The sequence below is a fragment of the Qipengyuania marisflavi genome (assembly GCF_005884405.1).
Classification (GTDB): Bacteria; Pseudomonadota; Alphaproteobacteria; order Sphingomonadales; family Sphingomonadaceae; genus Qipengyuania; species Qipengyuania marisflavi.
In genome coordinates this window covers 25,592-41,628 of the sequence record NZ_VCAO01000006.1, presented here as the reverse complement: position 1 = coordinate 41,628, position 16,037 = coordinate 25,592, and the positions used below count along the sequence as shown (strand labels likewise).

General features: G+C 63.1%; 24 protein-coding genes. 17 read left to right on the top strand and 7 right to left on the bottom strand.

Annotated features, from left to right (window positions below; all coding sequences use genetic code 11):
• The first annotated feature begins 30 nt into the window (after positions 1–30).
• Positions 31–453, top strand: a complete 423-nt coding sequence (locus FEV51_RS10740) for a hypothetical protein (protein ID WP_138618781.1) — start codon at positions 31–33, stop codon at positions 451–453.
• Positions 443–655: a helix-turn-helix transcriptional regulator gene (locus tag FEV51_RS10735; RefSeq protein ID WP_138618779.1), complete on the top strand. Its 213-nt coding sequence runs from the start codon at positions 443–445 to the stop codon at positions 653–655. The genes FEV51_RS10740 and FEV51_RS10735 overlap by 11 nt, the downstream gene beginning before the upstream one ends.
• Positions 656–709: 54 nt before the next feature.
• Here FEV51_RS10735 and gmk read toward each other — a convergent pair whose 3' ends face one another.
• The 3 genes from gmk to FEV51_RS10720 form a co-directional block, all read right to left on the bottom strand.
• Positions 710–1,357: a guanylate kinase gene (gmk, locus tag FEV51_RS10730; protein WP_138618777.1), complete on the bottom strand. Its 648-nt coding sequence runs from the start codon at positions 1,355–1,357 to the stop codon at positions 710–712.
• A 62-nt stretch (positions 1,358–1,419) separates the two neighbouring features.
• Complete coding sequence (locus tag FEV51_RS10725) at positions 1,420–1,833, bottom strand: hypothetical protein (protein WP_138618775.1); 414 nt, start codon at positions 1,831–1,833, stop codon at positions 1,420–1,422.
• 37 nt (positions 1,834–1,870) lie between these two features.
• Positions 1,871–2,374 (bottom strand): SspB family protein, encoded by a 504-nt coding sequence (locus tag FEV51_RS10720; RefSeq protein WP_138618773.1) that lies wholly within the window; start codon positions 2,372–2,374, stop codon positions 1,871–1,873.
• 138 nt (positions 2,375–2,512) lie between these two features.
• On the opposite strand from FEV51_RS10720, the gene hisB reads away from it, so the two are divergent.
• The 13 genes from hisB (at position 2,513) to pal (ending at position 10,736) form a co-directional block, all read left to right on the top strand.
• Positions 2,513–3,106 carry an imidazoleglycerol-phosphate dehydratase HisB gene (hisB, locus tag FEV51_RS10715; protein WP_138618771.1) on the top strand — a complete coding sequence of 198 codons (594 nt, stop codon included), beginning with the start codon at positions 2,513–2,515 and terminating at the stop codon, positions 3,104–3,106.
• Positions 3,099–3,725, top strand: a complete 627-nt coding sequence (hisH, locus tag FEV51_RS10710) for an imidazole glycerol phosphate synthase subunit HisH (RefSeq protein ID WP_138618769.1) — start codon at positions 3,099–3,101, stop codon at positions 3,723–3,725. The genes hisB and hisH overlap by 8 nt, the downstream gene beginning before the upstream one ends.
• The gene (hisA, locus tag FEV51_RS10705; protein ID WP_138618767.1) at positions 3,722–4,447 is read left to right on the top strand and encodes a 1-(5-phosphoribosyl)-5-[(5-phosphoribosylamino)methylideneamino]imidazole-4-carboxamide isomerase; all 726 of its coding nucleotides are present in this window, start codon (positions 3,722–3,724) and stop codon (positions 4,445–4,447) included. The genes hisH and hisA overlap by 4 nt, the downstream gene beginning before the upstream one ends.
• Positions 4,447–5,205, top strand: a complete 759-nt coding sequence (hisF, locus tag FEV51_RS10700; protein ID WP_138618765.1) for an imidazole glycerol phosphate synthase subunit HisF — start codon at positions 4,447–4,449, stop codon at positions 5,203–5,205. Before hisA ends, hisF begins: the two co-directional genes overlap by 1 nt.
• An 80-nt stretch (positions 5,206–5,285) precedes the next feature.
• On the top strand, positions 5,286–5,447 hold the full coding sequence (locus FEV51_RS13170) for a hypothetical protein (protein ID WP_171033110.1): 162 nt from the start codon (positions 5,286–5,288) through the stop codon (positions 5,445–5,447).
• Positions 5,448–5,514: 67 nt separating this feature from the next.
• Entirely contained in the window at positions 5,515–5,829 is a 315-nt protein-coding gene (locus tag FEV51_RS10695; RefSeq protein ID WP_138618763.1) for a phosphoribosyl-ATP diphosphatase, read from the top strand.
• The gene (locus FEV51_RS10690) at positions 5,829–6,209 is read left to right on the top strand and encodes a histidine triad nucleotide-binding protein (protein ID WP_138618761.1); all 381 of its coding nucleotides are present in this window, start codon (positions 5,829–5,831) and stop codon (positions 6,207–6,209) included. Before FEV51_RS10695 ends, FEV51_RS10690 begins: the two co-directional genes overlap by 1 nt.
• A gap of 107 nt (positions 6,210–6,316) precedes the next feature.
• Entirely contained in the window at positions 6,317–6,769 is a 453-nt protein-coding gene (locus FEV51_RS10685) for a YbgC/FadM family acyl-CoA thioesterase (RefSeq protein ID WP_138618759.1), read from the top strand.
• The gene (gene tolQ / locus FEV51_RS10680; RefSeq protein ID WP_138618757.1) at positions 6,766–7,464 is read left to right on the top strand and encodes a protein TolQ; all 699 of its coding nucleotides are present in this window, start codon (positions 6,766–6,768) and stop codon (positions 7,462–7,464) included. The genes FEV51_RS10685 and tolQ overlap by 4 nt, the downstream gene beginning before the upstream one ends.
• Positions 7,465–7,944: an ExbD/TolR family protein gene (locus FEV51_RS10675; RefSeq protein ID WP_138618755.1), complete on the top strand. Its 480-nt coding sequence runs from the start codon at positions 7,465–7,467 to the stop codon at positions 7,942–7,944. It begins immediately after the preceding gene.
• Positions 7,945–7,954: 10 nt separating this feature from the next.
• A complete protein-coding gene (locus FEV51_RS10670) occupies positions 7,955–8,767 on the top strand; it encodes an energy transducer TonB (RefSeq protein ID WP_246034537.1) in 813 nt (270 codons plus the stop codon).
• Entirely contained in the window at positions 8,764–10,149 is a 1,386-nt protein-coding gene (gene tolB, locus FEV51_RS10665; RefSeq protein WP_138618751.1) for a Tol-Pal system beta propeller repeat protein TolB, read from the top strand. The genes FEV51_RS10670 and tolB overlap by 4 nt, the downstream gene beginning before the upstream one ends.
• Before the next feature lie 71 nt (positions 10,150–10,220).
• Positions 10,221–10,736 (top strand): peptidoglycan-associated lipoprotein Pal, encoded by a 516-nt coding sequence (gene pal, locus FEV51_RS10660; protein ID WP_171033109.1) that lies wholly within the window; start codon positions 10,221–10,223, stop codon positions 10,734–10,736.
• Between the two features lie 76 nt (positions 10,737–10,812).
• Here the strand turns inward: pal and FEV51_RS13165 are convergent, their stop codons facing one another.
• The gene (locus tag FEV51_RS13165; RefSeq protein ID WP_171033108.1) at positions 10,813–10,962 is read right to left on the bottom strand and encodes a hypothetical protein; all 150 of its coding nucleotides are present in this window, start codon (positions 10,960–10,962) and stop codon (positions 10,813–10,815) included.
• Positions 10,963–11,137: 175 nt separating this feature from the next.
• On the opposite strand from FEV51_RS13165, the gene FEV51_RS10655 reads away from it, so the two are divergent.
• Complete coding sequence (locus FEV51_RS10655) at positions 11,138–11,671, top strand: J domain-containing protein (RefSeq protein WP_138618750.1); 534 nt, start codon at positions 11,138–11,140, stop codon at positions 11,669–11,671.
• A gap of 117 nt (positions 11,672–11,788) precedes the next feature.
• On the top strand, positions 11,789–12,127 hold the full coding sequence (locus tag FEV51_RS10650) for a PilZ domain-containing protein (RefSeq protein ID WP_171033107.1): 339 nt from the start codon (positions 11,789–11,791) through the stop codon (positions 12,125–12,127).
• A 19-nt stretch (positions 12,128–12,146) separates the two neighbouring features.
• Here FEV51_RS10650 and FEV51_RS10645 read toward each other — a convergent pair whose 3' ends face one another.
• The 3 genes from FEV51_RS10645 to FEV51_RS10635 form a co-directional block, all read right to left on the bottom strand.
• Complete coding sequence (locus tag FEV51_RS10645; protein ID WP_246034536.1) at positions 12,147–13,034, bottom strand: ATP-grasp domain-containing protein; 888 nt, start codon at positions 13,032–13,034, stop codon at positions 12,147–12,149.
• Positions 13,035–13,041: 7 nt separating this feature from the next.
• A complete protein-coding gene (locus FEV51_RS10640; protein ID WP_138618746.1) occupies positions 13,042–14,355 on the bottom strand; it encodes a cystathionine gamma-synthase family protein in 1,314 nt (437 codons plus the stop codon).
• Between the two features lie 140 nt (positions 14,356–14,495).
• Positions 14,496–15,983 (bottom strand): SLC13 family permease, encoded by a 1,488-nt coding sequence (locus FEV51_RS10635; protein ID WP_138618744.1) that lies wholly within the window; start codon positions 15,981–15,983, stop codon positions 14,496–14,498.
• Positions 15,984–16,037 lie beyond the last annotated feature (54 nt).

Here is a 16,037-nt window from a genome sequence, read left to right as displayed (position 1 = left end):
CTACTCATTCCACACAATGGGAGAACGTTAGTGTCAACGATCAATCAAATTTCCAGAGGCCGCGCCGGATTCCTTCTTCTCCTCGGTATTGCCTTTGCTGCGTGGCAGCTGACCGAATTTCATCACGTGCAGGAAAAATTATCCGGAAGCGCGTTTTCGATGATCGGCCCCATGGCCCTCACGCTCCTGACACTCGCCGTCGTAGCCTTGCTAACGCCAATTTTTGCACGACCGAGAATGTCGACCGAGGACGAACTTACGCGTCAGAATCGCCGTAGGGCATTCACTTGGGGCTATTGCCTCATGATCGGTGCCAACTTGATCGCCCTGTTCGTCGCAAGCAACACAACCGTGCCTGCCCATGACCTTCTGCGCGCAATGCTAATCGTAGGATTGTCGCTCCCGATAATCGGGTTCGCACTGATGGAACGAGCGGTACCCGATGACGAATGAGCGGCTGCACAACACGATGAAGGTTCGTCGCGCTGAAAAAGGCATTACCCAGGCTCAGCTTGCGGAGCAGACCGGTGTGACGCGAAAAACCATTAACTCGGTCGAAAACGGCATATTCGTTCCGTCGGCGGTGTTGGCCTTAAAAATCGCCCGCGCGCTGGAGACAACCTTCGACACCCTTTTTTCCCTTCCGGAGACATGAAGCGAAAAGCCCCTCCAGACCTGTTGCGTCCGCAATTGGGTCGTAAGCCGACAATCAGCCCATCAATTCTCGCACGAAGGGGATGAGCCCCGTTTGCCGCTGGCGCTTCATACGTTCGGCGGCCAGGATATCGCGGACCTTGGCGAAGCATTCATCGACATCGTCGTTGATGACGACATAGTCATAGGCATCCCAATGACTGATTTCCGAGCGGGCGCGGTCCATGCGGCTTTCGATCACGTCACCGCTGTCAGTGGCGCGGTTTTCCAGGCGGCGCTGGAGCGCGGCGATGCTGGGGGGCAGGATGAACACGCGAACCACATCTTGCTGGTCCTTCTGGAACAGCTGCTGCGTGCCCTGCCAATCGATGTCGAACAATACGTCCTGACCGTCTTTCAGCCCGCTGCGGATGTGCCCTTTGGGGGTGCCGTAACGGTAATTGAAGACATGCGCCCATTCGTAGAAATCGTCTTCCTCGATCATCCGGTCGAACGCCGCGTCATCGACGAAATGGTAATGCACGCCGTCTTCCTCGCCGGGGCGGGGCGGACGGGTGGTGGCTGAAACCGACAGCTTGATCTGGTCATCAGCGGCCAGCAGCATCCGGGAAATCGTGGTTTTCCCTGCGCCAGAAGGCGAGGAAAGGATGAACATGATGCCGCGCCGGGCGAGCGTGTCGATATGCTGGACGGATTCGGTCATGCGCGCTGTTGCCGCATGGCGGGGGCATAGATCAACCCCCGATGCATTGCTGTTGGCGGGCCTTATTCCTTGGCCTGTTCGCGCAGCACCCTGTTGCCATCGCGTTTGGCGGCGCGCTTGGACTTGCTGCGGTCGAAGATGGTCTTGACCAGCAGGCCGCCGCCGACCAGCGCCGCACCGGGCAGCGAACGGGTCGCCAGCTTGGTAACGCCATAAGCCGCCAGCGTGTGCAGCAGCGAGCGGTTTTCGACCACATCCTTGGCAAAACGGGTGCCGTAACGGCGGCCCAGCAGGCCCTTTTCCAGCGTCAGGCGGGTCAGCCGCCCGGCGCTGCGCAACACGATGTCATGGATGATCAGATTGGTCGAAGGATCGGTGCTGGGGCCGGGTACGGTGTTTTCATCGGACGCCTTGCGCCCGGCTCTGGCGATTTTCTTGCCCATTGTGTCGGTAATATGCTTGGCTTTCTTCGCCATGTCGTGCCCCTTGCCATGCCGGGGTCGGCCCCGGCAGCTATTTCTTGCGGCCGAAATCGACCGTGACGACATTGGAGCCGTCATCCGCTCCTTTAACGCCGTCATCCCCGCCCTGTTCCAGCCCGTCATTGCCAGCCAGATCGGTGGGGGCGGGTGCCATGTCGGCGACGGTCGCCTGGAATTGCAGCCCGAAATCCACCGCCGGATCGACGAATTGCGTGATCGCTGCGTAAGGGATGTCGAGCATGGCAGGGACCTGATTGAACGACAGGCCGACGCCAAAGCCATCCTCGCGCACATTGAGGTCCCAGAATTTGTTCTGGAGCACGATGGTCATTTCATCGGGAAACCGCTGGCGCAGGCTGTCGGGAATGGTGACGCCGGGCGCGTGGGTCTTGAAAGTGATGTAGAAATGGTGGTTGCCGGGCAGTTCGCTGCCGCCGTCCACAATTTCATTCAGCACGCGGCCGACCACTGCGCGCAGGGCCTCCTGCACGATGGCATCATAGGGGATCAGGCTGTCGGGCGTGTCTTCGCTCATGGGGCGTAGGTGGAGCGCCGGTCGGCGCGGGTCAAGGGCTTTAACTGCGGCTTTACCCTGACCACAGCGGCGGGGCGTGCGAGGCGATGATGCGGCGATGTCTTGCGCAGGCGCATCATCCTCTCTAGCGCTGCGGCCATGCGAACAGGCCGGATAGAACGCAACACCGAAGAAACCCGCATTCTGGTCGAGGTCAATCTCGACGGGACGGGGGCCTATGATGTGTCGACCGGGATCGGCTTTCTCGATCACATGGTCGAACAGGTATCGCGCCATTCCCTGATCAATGTGACGATGCAGGTGACGGGCGATCTGCATGTCGATCAGCACCACACCACCGAAGACAGCGCGCTGGCGCTGGGTCAGGCGCTGGCGCAGGCGCTGGGAGACAAAGGCGGGATCGCGCGCTACGGCGCGGCCTATTCGCCGATGGACGAGACGCTGGCACGGGTGGCGCTGGATATTTCGGGCCGCCCCTACCTGGTGTGGCGCGCCGGGTTCACGCAGGAAAAATTGGGTGAATGGGACACGGAACTGATCGAACACTGGTTCCATTCAGTGGCGCAGACTGCCGGGCTGACGCTGCATATTGAACTGCTTTACGGCCAGAACAACCACCACATTTGCGAAAGCATCTACAAGGGTTTTGCCCGCGCCTTGCGCACGGCAGTCGAGGTTGATCCGCGCAAGGGCGGGATGGTCCCAAGCACCAAGGGGCAGCTTGGTGGCTGAAGTCGTCGCGCTGGTCGATTATGGCGCGGGCAATCTGCATTCGGTCGAAAACGCGCTGCGCAAGGTTGGCGCGCATGTCCAGGTGACTGCCGATCCCGATGTGCTGCGCGCGGCGGACCGCATCGTGCTGCCCGGTGTCGGATCGTTCAAGGCCTGCGCCGAGGGATTACGCGCTGTGACCGGAGCGGCGGAGGCGATGCACGAACGGGTGTTCGTGGGCGGCGCGCCGTTTCTGGGCATCTGTGTGGGGATGCAATTGCTGGCGACGCGCGGGCTGGAGCATGGCGAGACGCCGGGACTGGACTGGATCGGCGGTGAAGTGCGCCGGATTGTGCCCGCCGACAGTTCTATCAAGGTGCCGCATATGGGCTGGAACGATGTCGCGCTGACGCCGCACGCCCGCGGGCATCCGGTGGTCGAGACGGGCGAGGCCTATTTCCTGCATTCCTATCATTTTCACGCCAGCAGCGGTGCCGATGTGCTGGCGATGACCGACCACGGCGGCGGATTGGTGGCGGCGATTGGCCGTGACAATCTGCTGGGCGTGCAATTTCATCCCGAGAAGAGCCAGGCTTTCGGTCTGTCGCTGCTTTCGCGTTTCCTGGAGTGGAAGCCATGATCATATTTCCCGCAATCGACCTGAAGGGCGGCCAGGTGGTGCGGCTGGCCGAAGGCGATATGGACCGCGCGACCGTCTATGGTGACGATCCGGCGGCGCAGGCCATGCTGTTTGCCGGGGCGGGGGCGGAGCATCTCCATGTCGTCGATCTCGACGGCTCCTTCGCCGGCAGCGCGCAGAACCGCAAGGCGGTGCAGCGCATCGTCGCGGCTTTCCCAGGCTACGTCCAGCTGGGCGGCGGCATCCGCACGCGCGCGGACGTCGAAGGCTGGTTCGCGGCTGGTGTGGCGCGGATCGTGATGGGATCAGCCGCGCTCAAGGATCCCGATTTCGTCAAGGATATGGCGCGCGAATACGCCGGCGGCATCGTGGTGGCGGTGGATGCCAAGGACGGGATGGTGGCAACCGAAGGCTGGGCCGAAGTATCCGATGTCGGCGTGGTCGATCTGGCCCGCCGGTTCGAGGATGCCGGGGTCGCCAGCCTGCTGTTCACCGATATCGGGCGCGACGGCCTGCTCAAGGGCGTGAACATCGATGCGACGCTGGAGCTTGCCCGCCGCGTCGACATCCCCGTGATCGCCAGTGGCGGGGTCAAGGGGCTGGACGATATCCACGTCCTGTCGCTGCACGCACACGAGGGCATTGAAGGCGTGATAACAGGCCGCGCGCTGTTCGAAGGGCGTCTGGACCTGAGCGCGGCGCTGGCAATGGCAGCGCGCTGATGACTGTCCGCATCCGCGTCATTCCCTGCCTCGATGTGCGCGACGGGCGTGTGGTGAAGGGGGTAAACTTTGTCGATCTGCGCGATGCGGGGGATCCGGTGGAGCAGGCGCAGGCCTATGATGCGGCGGGTGCGGACGAGCTGTGTTTTCTCGATATCTCGGCCACGCATGAAGGGCGCGGCACCTTGCTCGATATCGTCCGGCGCACGGCAGAGGTGTGTTTTATGCCGCTGACCGTGGGCGGCGGGGTGCGCAGCGTAGAGGATGCGCGCGCATTGTTGCTGGCAGGCGCGGACAAGATTGCAGTCAATTCCGCAGCGGTTGAGCGGCCCGAGCTGGTCGCCGATATCGCAGGCAAATTCGGCAGCCAGTGCGTGGTCGCCAGCGTCGATGCGCGCCGCGTTGGGGACCGCTGGGAAATCTTCACCCACGGCGGCCGCCGCGCCGCCGGTCTGGATGCGCTGGAACACGCGTGCCGTCTGTCAGAGCTGGGCGCGGGCGAATTGCTGGTCACGTCGATGGATGGCGACGGGACGAAGCGCGGTTACGATCTGGGCCTAACCCGCGCCATCGCCGATGCGGTTGGCATCCCGGTGATTGCCAGCGGCGGGGTCGGCACGCTGGATCATCTGGTCGAAGGGGTGCGGCAGGGGCACGCCAGCGCGGTGCTGGCCGCGTCGATTTTCCATTTCGGCCAGCACACGATTGCCGAAGCGCATGACGCGCTGCGCGCTGCCGGATTGCCCGCGCGGGGCTGAAACGGGCGTCAGTGTCTCCGGGCGGGACATTTCGCATGGATACAATGCAGCGCCCTTGCAGCTGTGCTACAGACACAATCGTGAGCAGTCAGATCGTCTCTTTAGCAGCGCAATTTGCCGATATGAGCGGGGCCGCAGGTCTGGCCGCGCAGCTGTCCGAACCCACGCTGGCGACGATGGTGGCCGTGGGTCTTGCCGGGATTTTAATTGGACGCTTCCTGCTTAACCGCCACGCCGATTGAGCCTGACCCCTTCGATATCGCCGAACCGTTGACCGCAGCGCGCGCCTGCGTCCATAGCGCGCAGGCAATGGATACACTCACCACTCTGGAAACCGTGATCGCCCAGCGTCAGGGCGGCGATCCCTCCGCCAGCTATGTCGCCAGACTGCTTGCCAAGGGCCTGCCCGAAATCGCGCGCAAAGTGGGCGAGGAGGCGGTTGAAACAGCCGTTGCGGCCTTGGCGCATGACCGGCAGGATGTGGTCGGCGAAGCAGCCGATCTGATCTTCCACCTGATGGTGCTGCTGCGCGCGCGCGATATTCCGCTGGCCGAGGTTTGCGCCGAGCTTGACCGGCGTGAAGGCACATCGGGCATCGCGGAAAAAGCCAGCCGGAGCGAATAATGCCGATCGATCCCACACAGCCCTATGACAATGCCAATATCTTCGCGAAAATCCTGCGCGGCGAAATCCCGTGCAACCGCGTGTATGAAGACGAATGGGCGCTGGCGTTTGAAGATATCAATCCGCAGGCCGAAATCCACACGCTGGTGATCCCCAAGGGTGCCTATGTCAGCTGGGATGATTTTTCTGCCCGCGCCAACGCCGAGGAAATCGCCGGTTTCGTGCGCGCGGTGGGCATGGTGGCGCGTGACAAGGGGCTGGTGGAGCCGGGTTATCGCCTGCTGGCCAATACCGGCGTGCATGGCGGACAGGAAGTGCCGCATCTGCACGTCCATCTGTTTGGCGGTCAGCCGCTGGGCCCGATGATCCTGCGCCGCTAACAGGCACTCTCGACCGCCCCGATAGACGCCGCCCGTCGCCCGCAGTGCCCGTTTGGTCGTTTGCAGTTGCCCAGCGACTCGCCACTGGGATAAAGGCGGCGCGAAACATGACCTTGCCCCACCCTCCCGACGGCCTGATCGACGGCAGCCGCCACCTTTATGCGGTGCGCGTCTATTACGAGGATACCGACCTGTCGGGCATCACCTATCACGCCAATTATCTGCGCTGGTTTGAACGCGCGCGATCCGATCTGCTGCGGCGGCTGGAGATTGACCAGCGCGCCGCGATCGAGGCGGGCGAGGGGGCCTATGCGGTTTCCGAAATCACGCTGAAATATCTGCGCCCCGCGCGGCTGGATGACGATGTGCTGATCGCAACGCGCTGCACCGAAATGCGCGCCGCCAGTTGCCGGATGCACCAGATTGCCCGGCGCGGCGATGATCTGCTGGCCGAGGCGCAGCTGCGTGTCGGCTTTGTCTCCCCCGATGGCAAACCGATCCGCCAGCCTGCCGCATGGCGCGCCGCCTTTGACACCTTTAAAACCCAAGAGGACACATGACAGCCCTTTCCCTGCTCGCCGCCGCCGCCCCGACGCGGCTCGATCCGCTCCGCCTGTTCCTTGATGCCGATATTGTGGTGCAGGTGGTGATGGCGGGCCTGCTGCTGGCCAGCGTGTGGGTGTGGATGATCATCGTGTCATTCTCGCTGCGCATGGGGCGGCTGCGCAGCCGCACGCGCGATTATGAAAGCGAGTTCTGGCAGGCCGAAAGCTTCGACCGTTTCATGTCCGAACGCGGCGGCAAGGACATTCCCAGCGCCCGCGTGGCGCAGGCGGCAGTGGGCGAATGGCGGCGCTCGACCAAGACCGGCGTGCGCGATCCCGAAGCGCTGCGCCAGCGGATTGCCGGGGGCATGGACAGCCAGATCGCGCTAGAGGCGGACGATATCGCCGAGCGTCTAAATTTCCTCGCCACGGTCGGCTCGGTAGCGCCCTTTGTCGGGCTGTTCGGCACGGTGTGGGGCATCATGAACAGCTTCTTCCAGATCGGCGCGCAGGAAAGCTCCTCGCTCGCAGTGGTCGCGCCGGGTATTTCCGAGGCATTGTTTGCCACCGCCATCGGCCTGTTCGCCGCGATTCCCGCCGTGATCGCCTACAACCGTTTCAGCCATACGGTGGACCGGTACGAGGCGCAGCTGCAACGCTTTGCCGACAAGCTGAACGCCACTTTCAGCCGCCAGCTGGAAGCCAAGTAAATGGCGATGGGGTTTGCATCGGGGGGTGGGGGACGCCGGGGCCGCAGGGGCGGAAGGCGGCGGCCCATGTCCGAGATCAACGTCACCCCGCTGGTCGACGTGATGCTGGTGCTGCTGATCATATTCATGGTCACTGCGCCGCTGCTGACCGCCGGTGTGCCTATCGACCTGCCCGACAGCCGCGCCAATGCGCTGCCGCAGGACAGCCAGCAGGTGACGATCAGCCTGGATGCCGAAGGTTTCGTCTATATCGACGACAACCGCGTGGCGGTGGGCGGATTGCCAGACGCGCTCGCCAGCCTGCCGCGCACCGGCGGGACTGGCCCCGACATCACGCTGCGCGCCGACCGGGCGCTGGACTATGGCCGGGTGATGGCGGTGATGGGCGAGCTGAACCGCGCCGGGCTGAACCGGATTTCGCTGATTACCAATGGCGGGGCGCCTGCGCCGGTCAACAGCGGTTCATCGGACGGTCCGTAGCGCTATGGAAATGACATCAGGCACCTTCAGGACAGAGGAACGCGCCGGCTTGCTGGTGGCGCTGGGCCTGCATGTGCTGGTGGTCGCTGCGTTATTGCTCCAGCCCGACACGCGCGAGCCGGTGCTGACGCCCGAACGCATGACCGTAAGCCTGGCCGAAGATGTCGGCCTGTCCGCCACCGCGCCCGATCCGGTGGCCGAAAGCCGCGCGGCTCAGGCTCCGGTGCTTGACGACAATCCCGCAATCTCTCCGCCGGAAGAACGCCCCGTGGCGCAGCCGGTCGAACGCCCGGTAACGCGCGTCCAGCCGCCGGTCCCGGTGCCCAGCGCCGCTGCCCGGCCCGACACGCGCCCGCGCCGCCGCCCCGATCCGCCGCGCACCACCACGCCTCCCAAGCCCAAGCCTGCCCCCAAAGCGGGCGGGTCACGCGTGGGTGATAATTTTCTGGCCGGTGCTGGCGAGAGCGCCACGACCAGCGAAACCCGCACTCCGGCCTCGCAGATCGGGGCGAGCGCAAAGGCGTCCATCGGGCAGGCGGTGGCGCGACAGATCAAGCCGCATTGGTCGCCGCCCAATGGTCAGGATGTCGAACGCATCGTGTCTTTCGTGAAGTTTCGTCTCAACGCCGACGGCTCTCTGGCGGGCAAGCCGCAGGTGGTGCGCCAGACCGGTGTCAACGCCACCAATAGCGCGCAGGCCGGGCGGCACGGTGAACAGGCCGTCCGTGCTGTGCAACTGGCGGCCCCATTCGACTTGCCGGGCGAGTATTACGAAGCTTGGAAGGTGATTACTGCCAATCTGGATTGGAAGCTGGCTCAATGAAGAAACTCTTTTTCGCATCATTCGCGTTGATCGCCGCCCCGCTCGCGGCGCAGAACCAGGATCTTGGCCAGCCGGTTCCCGAAGGCGGCGAGGTCGAGACCATCGAAGAGGGCGAGGGCCTGTCGGTCAATGTCTCCTTCGAAGGCAATCTCGACGATCTGGGCATTGCGATCCCCGGCTTTGCGACCGATGCCAATGTGCCCACGCCCGCCAATCAGAACGGCACCGCCGCGCTGGGCAAGGAGCTGGCGCGGGTCATCACGGCTGATCTGAAAAACAACGGCCTGTTCAAGCCCACCGGCCCCGACGCGCTGCCGCAGCCCGGCTTTGGCGAGATCACCGCACCCAATTTCGGCACCTGGTCGAACCGGGGCGCGGAAATGCTGGTTCACGGCTATGTTCGCGGACGGAGCGACGGCAAGCTCACCGTCGGCTGCTATCTCTATGACATGGCGCTGCAGAGCCAGCTGGTGCGCGAAGGCTGGGTGGTGCCCGCCGCCGACTGGCGCCGCGCCGCGCACAAATGCGCCGATCTGATCTATTCTAGGCTGTCCGGTGAAAGCCCGTTCTTCGACAGCCGCATCGCCTATATCGCGGAAACCGGCCCCAAAGATAACCGCAGCAAGCGGCTGGCGATCATGGACAGCGACGGGGCCAACCACCGCTTCATCACCACGGGCCGCTCAACCGCCCTGACGCCGCGCTATTCGCCCGATTACCGCCAGCTGCTGTATCTCAGCTATGTCGACGGCAATCCGCGCATCTATGTCTATGATATCGGTACCGGCAAACAGACGCTGGTGGTGCAGAACACCGATCCCACCTTCGCGCCGCGCTGGAGCCCGGATGGACGCCATGTGCTGTATTCGATGGCGGTGGGCGGCAATACCGACATTTACCGCGTCAGCGCGCGCGGTGGCCGAAGCGAGCGGCTGACCGATACGCCGGGTATCGATATCGGCGGGTCCTATTCCCCCGATGGCCGCCAGATCGTGTTCGAAAGCGACCGTTCGGGCAGCCAGCAGATCTATATCATGAATGCCGATGGTTCGAACCAGCGGCGGCTGTCCTTCTTCGGTGGCCGCGCTGCGACGCCGGAATGGAGCCCGCGCGGCGATCAGGTGGCCTTTACGCATATTGCGGGCAATTTCCGCATTGCAGTGATGAGCCCGGCGGGCCGCAATCTGCGCTATCTGACCAATAGCTGGCAGGACGAGGCGCCGACATGGGCGCCCAATGGCCGGATCATCCAGTATTTCCGGACCGAGCGCGGTTCGGGCCGCACCTCGCTGTGGCAGGTTGACCTGACCGGCGAGAACGAACGTCGCCTGCCCACTCCGGTGGATGCCTCGGACCCGGCGTGGGGACCGATCCTGCCGTGATTGCATTGATTTAATGGGTCGAATTAAAGTGCCACCTTGCCTTGCCACCGCTGTTTAAAAGGGGACAGCCTATGAATACGCGTTTCGCTGCCATCATGCTTCTTGCCGGGACCGCCAGTCTGGCCGCTTGCCAGAAAAAGGCCCCCGAAGAACTGCCCCCGCCGCCGATGGACAATACCGACACTACGCCGGTCACCCCGATTGCGACCGGGCCGGGCGTGGGTTCTCAGCAGCATTTCACCGATGCGGTCGGGATGTCGAACACGGTGATCTATTTCGATACCGACCGATTCAATGTCGATTCCGAAGATGCCGCCAAATTGCAGCGTCAGGCGCAATATTTCGCGCAATATCCTGATGTGATGTTCACGGTGGAGGGGCATTGCGATGAGCGCGGCACGCGCGATTACAACCTCGCGCTGGGTGAACGCCGCGCCAACGCAGCGAAGAATTACCTGACCAGCCTGGGCATTCCGGCGAGCCGTATCCGCACGCTGAGCTATGGCAAGGAACGCCCGGTCGCGCTGGGTTCGGACGAAGGATCGTGGGCGCAGAACCGCCGCGCGGCGACCGTCACGATCAACTGATCACCGCCGCTTTAACGACAAACGGCCCGCCTTGCGAAAGGCGGGCCGTTTTGTGTGCCGCATGTACTACGGGCGTTTAACGCGTGACCGTCAACCCGAACAGCGGCGCATTGCCCGCCAGCTGCCCGGCGGGTTCGCCCGAAAAGCCGCCAAAGCTGGTCACGACGGCGACCAGCGCCATGCTCAAAACCGCAGCGGTGGCGGACAGGGTCAGTTGCTTGCTCATATCTGGGTCGTCCTACTTGCAGAAAGTAAACCAATCATTGCACTGCAACATTTCAAATTGCAACTGGTTCCTGGAATTGTAAACACAGCAAGCCAACCGGGCATCGCCCTTGCGCCAATCGCCCGGAGGGTTAGATAGGCGCCCATGCCCGCCAAAATCATGACGATCACCCATCGTGGCTAAGCCGCGCCGTACCAATGACTGGGGTTTTCCCCGCTGGCGCGGTTATGAAAGCGCGCGCGACGCCGTGACCATCAAGCTGTGTGACCGGCACGGGTGTGAGGAAGCGGGCGAATGCCCCGCGCCCAAGGCCCCCAACAGTCCCGATCGCTGGCATTTCTGTCAGAAGCACGCGGCGGAGTACAATTCGAAATGGGATTATTTCGAAGGTCTGGACAAGGCCGAGCGTGAAGAACGCGCACAGGCCGAACGCCGCGACAACACCGGCTATGCCGAGGCGCAGCATTATGGCTGGTCGGGCAGCGGCGATGGCAGCCGCACTGTCGACGAAATGCGCGCGCTGGAAGTGCTTGGTCTGGAAGCCGATGCCGATTTCGCTGCGATCAAGAAAGCGTGGCGTGAAAAAGCCAAGACCGTCCACCCCGATGTCGCCCCGGGCGATGCAGAGGCTGCGGAAGAGTTCCGTAAGTTACAGTTATCTTACGAGATTTTGAAGTCCGCCGAAGAACGTCGCGTGTGGAACGGTTAAATAAAGCCCGATAGAAAATTGTATAAATACGACAATTTTTGTGATTACTTGGGTTTCATTGCTTTTTAACAATTGTTTACGTATAGTCCCCTGCAGAATTGTTGGGGAGGTGGAATTTTGGAACGCCGAGAATCCGAACGTCGGGTCACCGACATCATCCTGCATTGCCGCACACCGGCCCGCCCGGCCCGCGCTTTTATTTGTGATGCGTCGCCCGAAGGCTGCCGGATCGAATTGATCGACGATATCGCGATGCCGGGATCAACCATTGTATTCGATATTGGCGAACGGACGCATATAGCGGGGCAAATTGTGTGGGCTGAAGGCAATGAGGCCGGGGTACGGTTTATCGGAGCCTTGCCAAGTTCGGCAATCGAAGCGTTCGGGCTTGATCATATCATGCCCGCAGCGGTATCGCAGAGCCGGTCAGATCAAGGCGATCAGCATCAGGTCTGACCGCTAAGGACAATCAGCGCTATGCCAGCCGCCGCGCAATCACCGCTGCCAGTGCTGCGCCCATCCCCGGACCCTGTTCCGGGTATAGGTAAGGTTCGATCATCTCCGCCTCCATAACTGCGAGTTCGCCGCCGGGCAGACGCGCCATATCGATGCGGCAATAGAGCGGATTATCAAATGGCAGCGCGGCAACCACTGCCTGCGCCCGCGCCAGATCCGCGGGCGCCGGCGTATAATCGCTCTCCCAACCGCCATAGAGTGACTGGATGCGGTATTCGCCCGGCGCGGCCTGCTTATGCACGCCGTGTGAAAATTCCCCATCGATAAAGACAAAGGTGAACTCGCCTTCTTCAACCACGGCAGGCAGAAAGGGCTGGATCATCGCCGCATGGCCCATCCGCCAGTCCGCGGCGGGCAAATCATCCACGCGGAAACTGTGCTGGCCCAGCCCGCCCGCGCCCACCTGCCGTTTGACCACGACCCGGTCGGTGCCGAAATGTGCCAGAGCCGCTGCAATTTCGCCGCGCCCGACATCATCATGCCACAGCGTGGGCACAGTCACTGCGCCGCGTGCGGACAAATCCTGCAAATACTTCTTGTCACCATTCCAGCGGACGATTTCGGGCGGATTGCACACGGCAATCCCGCGCGCCGCCAGCGCCTCAAGCCGCGCGAGAAACTCCTCGGGGTGGTCCTGATAATCCCATGCGGTGCCGAGCAGGACCAGCGCAAGCCCGTCGAAACTCTCGATCGGGCTGCGCCAGTCCAGCTCCACCACTTCCATGCCATGCGCCGCGAAGGGCGGACGCAATGCCGCCACTTCGAGGTCATGCTCATAGGCATCGCCGCGCCGCTCCGCCCCGCCATCGGGCAGCGTCGCGGCGCAGGCGAGGAAACCAATTTTCACCGGGTGATCAGACCTGTTCGAGCGCCTGTTCAAAGTCGGCGATCAGATCATCCGGGTCTTCGATGCCAATGCTGATCCGCACCAGATTGTCACCAATTCCCAGCTCCGCACGGCGGCCTTCGGCAACCGACAGATGCGTCATGCTGGCCGGATGGCTGGCCAGCGTCTCGGTCCCGCCCAGGCTTACCGCCAGCTTGGCGATCTTGAGCGCGTCGAGGAAGGCAAAGCATTCCGCCTCGCCGCCCTTGAGCAGCAGCGAGAAGGTTGAACCCGCTCCCTGACAATGGCGGTCGTAGATATCCTGCTGGCGCGCATCCTTGATCATGCCGAGATAACCCAGCCCCTCGACCTTGGGGTGGCTTGCCAGGAATTCACACACCTTGGCGGCATTCTCGCCCGCGCGCTGCATCCGCAATTCGACGGTTTCCAGACTGCGCAGCAGCATCCATGCGGTGTTGGGATCACAGATGCCGCCCATCGTGTTGCGCAGCGCGCGCACCGGGTTCATCCACTTCTTCGCGCCGGCAATCGATCCGGCGACCAGATCGGAATGACCGCCGACATATTTGGTCAGCGAATACACCACAATATCCGCGCCCTGATCAAGCGGCCGCTGCCACAAGGGGCCCAGGAAGGTGTTGTCGATGGCGATCGGCGGGCCGTCTGTGCCAAACGCGGCATTGCGCGCATCGCGCACCGCCTCGACATCGACCAGCGCATTGGTCGGATTGCCGGGGCTTTCCAGATACACCATGCAGACCTTGCCGCCCTGCTCGTCCGCCTGTGTCTTCGCGCGGTCCATCACCGCGTCCAGCTGCTCGCGCGTGGCCCCGGCGGGGAAATCGATATAGGTGACGCCGAACTTGCTCAGCACCTTGGCAACGAAGCCTTCGGATGCGGCATAGAGCGGGCCGGAATGGACAATCACATCGCCCTGAGCGGCATAAGCCAGCATCAGCACGCAGATCGCGGTCATGCCGCTGGAGAAGGACAGCGCATCCTCGGCGCCGTCCCAGATGCCCAGCCGGTCTTCCAGGATTTCCTGATTGGGGCCGTTGAAGCGTGAATAGACCAGTCCGTCGGCGCCGCCCGGACGTTTGCCGGTGATGCCTTCGAAATGATGCTTGCCTGCCGCTGCGCTTTCGAACGCGAAGGTGCTGGTCAGGAAGATCGGCGGCTTCAGGCTGCCTTCGGACAGCGTGGGATCATAGCCGTGACCCATCATCAGCGTGGCGGGCTTCAGTTCGCGTCCGGCGATCTTGGTGACTTCGGGTTTGGGTGCCTTGCGCGGTGCGGCGCGGTCGATGGGCGAATCGCTCATGGGCGAATTCCTTCCTGTGCAAACGCTCCCAGGAAGGCGGGAGCTGGTGAGGTTCCGGGGCACCCGTTCCTAACCTCCTCAGGAACGCATCTCCGCCATTGCCGCTACGTCAGACCGATTACGGAGCGTGCTGCGCCTTTTCAAGTCACAAGCGTCTGCACTGCCCACACTGTGCCGACAATCAGCACCACGCCGACAATATCCAGCATCAGCCCTGCGCGCACCATGCTGCCGATACGGATGCGTCCGGTGGCCCAGGCGATGGCATTGGGGCCGGTCCCGGCAGGCAGCATAAAGCCCCAGCTGGCCGCCAGCGCGGCAGGCATGGCCAGCAGCAGCGGGTCCACACCCAGCGCGACCACCAGGCTGGCAACGATCGGTATGAACGCACTGGCGGTGGCCACATTGCTGGCGAATTCGGTGATCACGATGACCATGGCCACAATCGCCAGCGCGACCAGTAACAGCGGCGCATATTGCAGCGGCAGCAATTCCTGCCCCAGCCATGTCGCCAGCCCGCTTTTGCCCATGCCCGCCGCCAGCGCCAGTCCGCCGCCAAACATCATGATCACGCCCCACGGCGCGCGGTCAGCCTCTTCCCACACCAGCAGCGGGCGGCCCGATCCGTCGGGCAGCAGGAACAAGGCCAGGCTGGCGATAATGGCAATGGTGCCATCGGTCAGCGAGCCATCGGGCAGCAGCGGCTTGAGCCAGATCTGACCCATCCACAGCAGGAATGTCACCGCGACAATGGGGACCAGCCGCTTCTCAGCGGTCGACCATGCCGAATGGGTGTCGATGGCGGCGCGGGCGGAGGCGACGTTGAAGGGATGCTCCGTCACCCGCTGCACCCGCGCGATGATCCACGCGGCCAGCGGGATGCCCAACACGACGATGGGGATGCCGTACATTGCCCACTGGGCAAAGCTGATGCGAACCCCCGCCAGCTCGTCCAGCAGGCCCACCGCGATGGCATTGGTCGGGCTGCCGACCAATGTGCCCAGACCGCCGATGCTGGCAGCAAAGGCAATCCCCATCGGCAGCGCGCCGGAAAGTCCATTTTTGTTGTGTAGTGTGGGGGGTGTGTCTGGTTGTCCTACCGCTTCGCTGCTTGAGGGCGTTTCTGTTTGTCCTACCGCCTGGCTGCTTGAGGACTCGCCGCCAGCCAGTACCGCCAACGCCATCGGCATCATGATCAGCGCGGTCGAGGTATTGGAGATCAGCATCGACAGGATCGCGGCACTCGCCATAAAAGCCAGCAGCAATCCGCGCGGGCCGACATTCTCGCCCGTCAGCCGCAAGATGCCCAGCGCCAGACGGCGGTGCAGTCCGGTCCTCTCAATCGCCAGCGCAATGAACGCGCCGCCCAGCAGCAGGAACAGAATATCCGAATAATACGCGCCGGCGGTTTCCTTGGCGGACATCACCCCGGCAAATGGCAGGACCAGAAACGGCATCAGCGCGGTTGCGGTCAGCGGGATCGCCTCGGTCATCCACCAGGCGGCCATCAGCACGACCAGCCCGGCCGTCACAAACGCTCCGCGCTCCATCCCCGCCGGGAGCGGCAGCACAATTGTCAGCAGCAGCGCGGCTAAGCCGACAATAAACCCAATCCGTCCTGCGGTCATCGTACCCCTCATCCCCCGTTCCCGCCTGCTAGCAAGCGCGGCAGCAAACGCCAA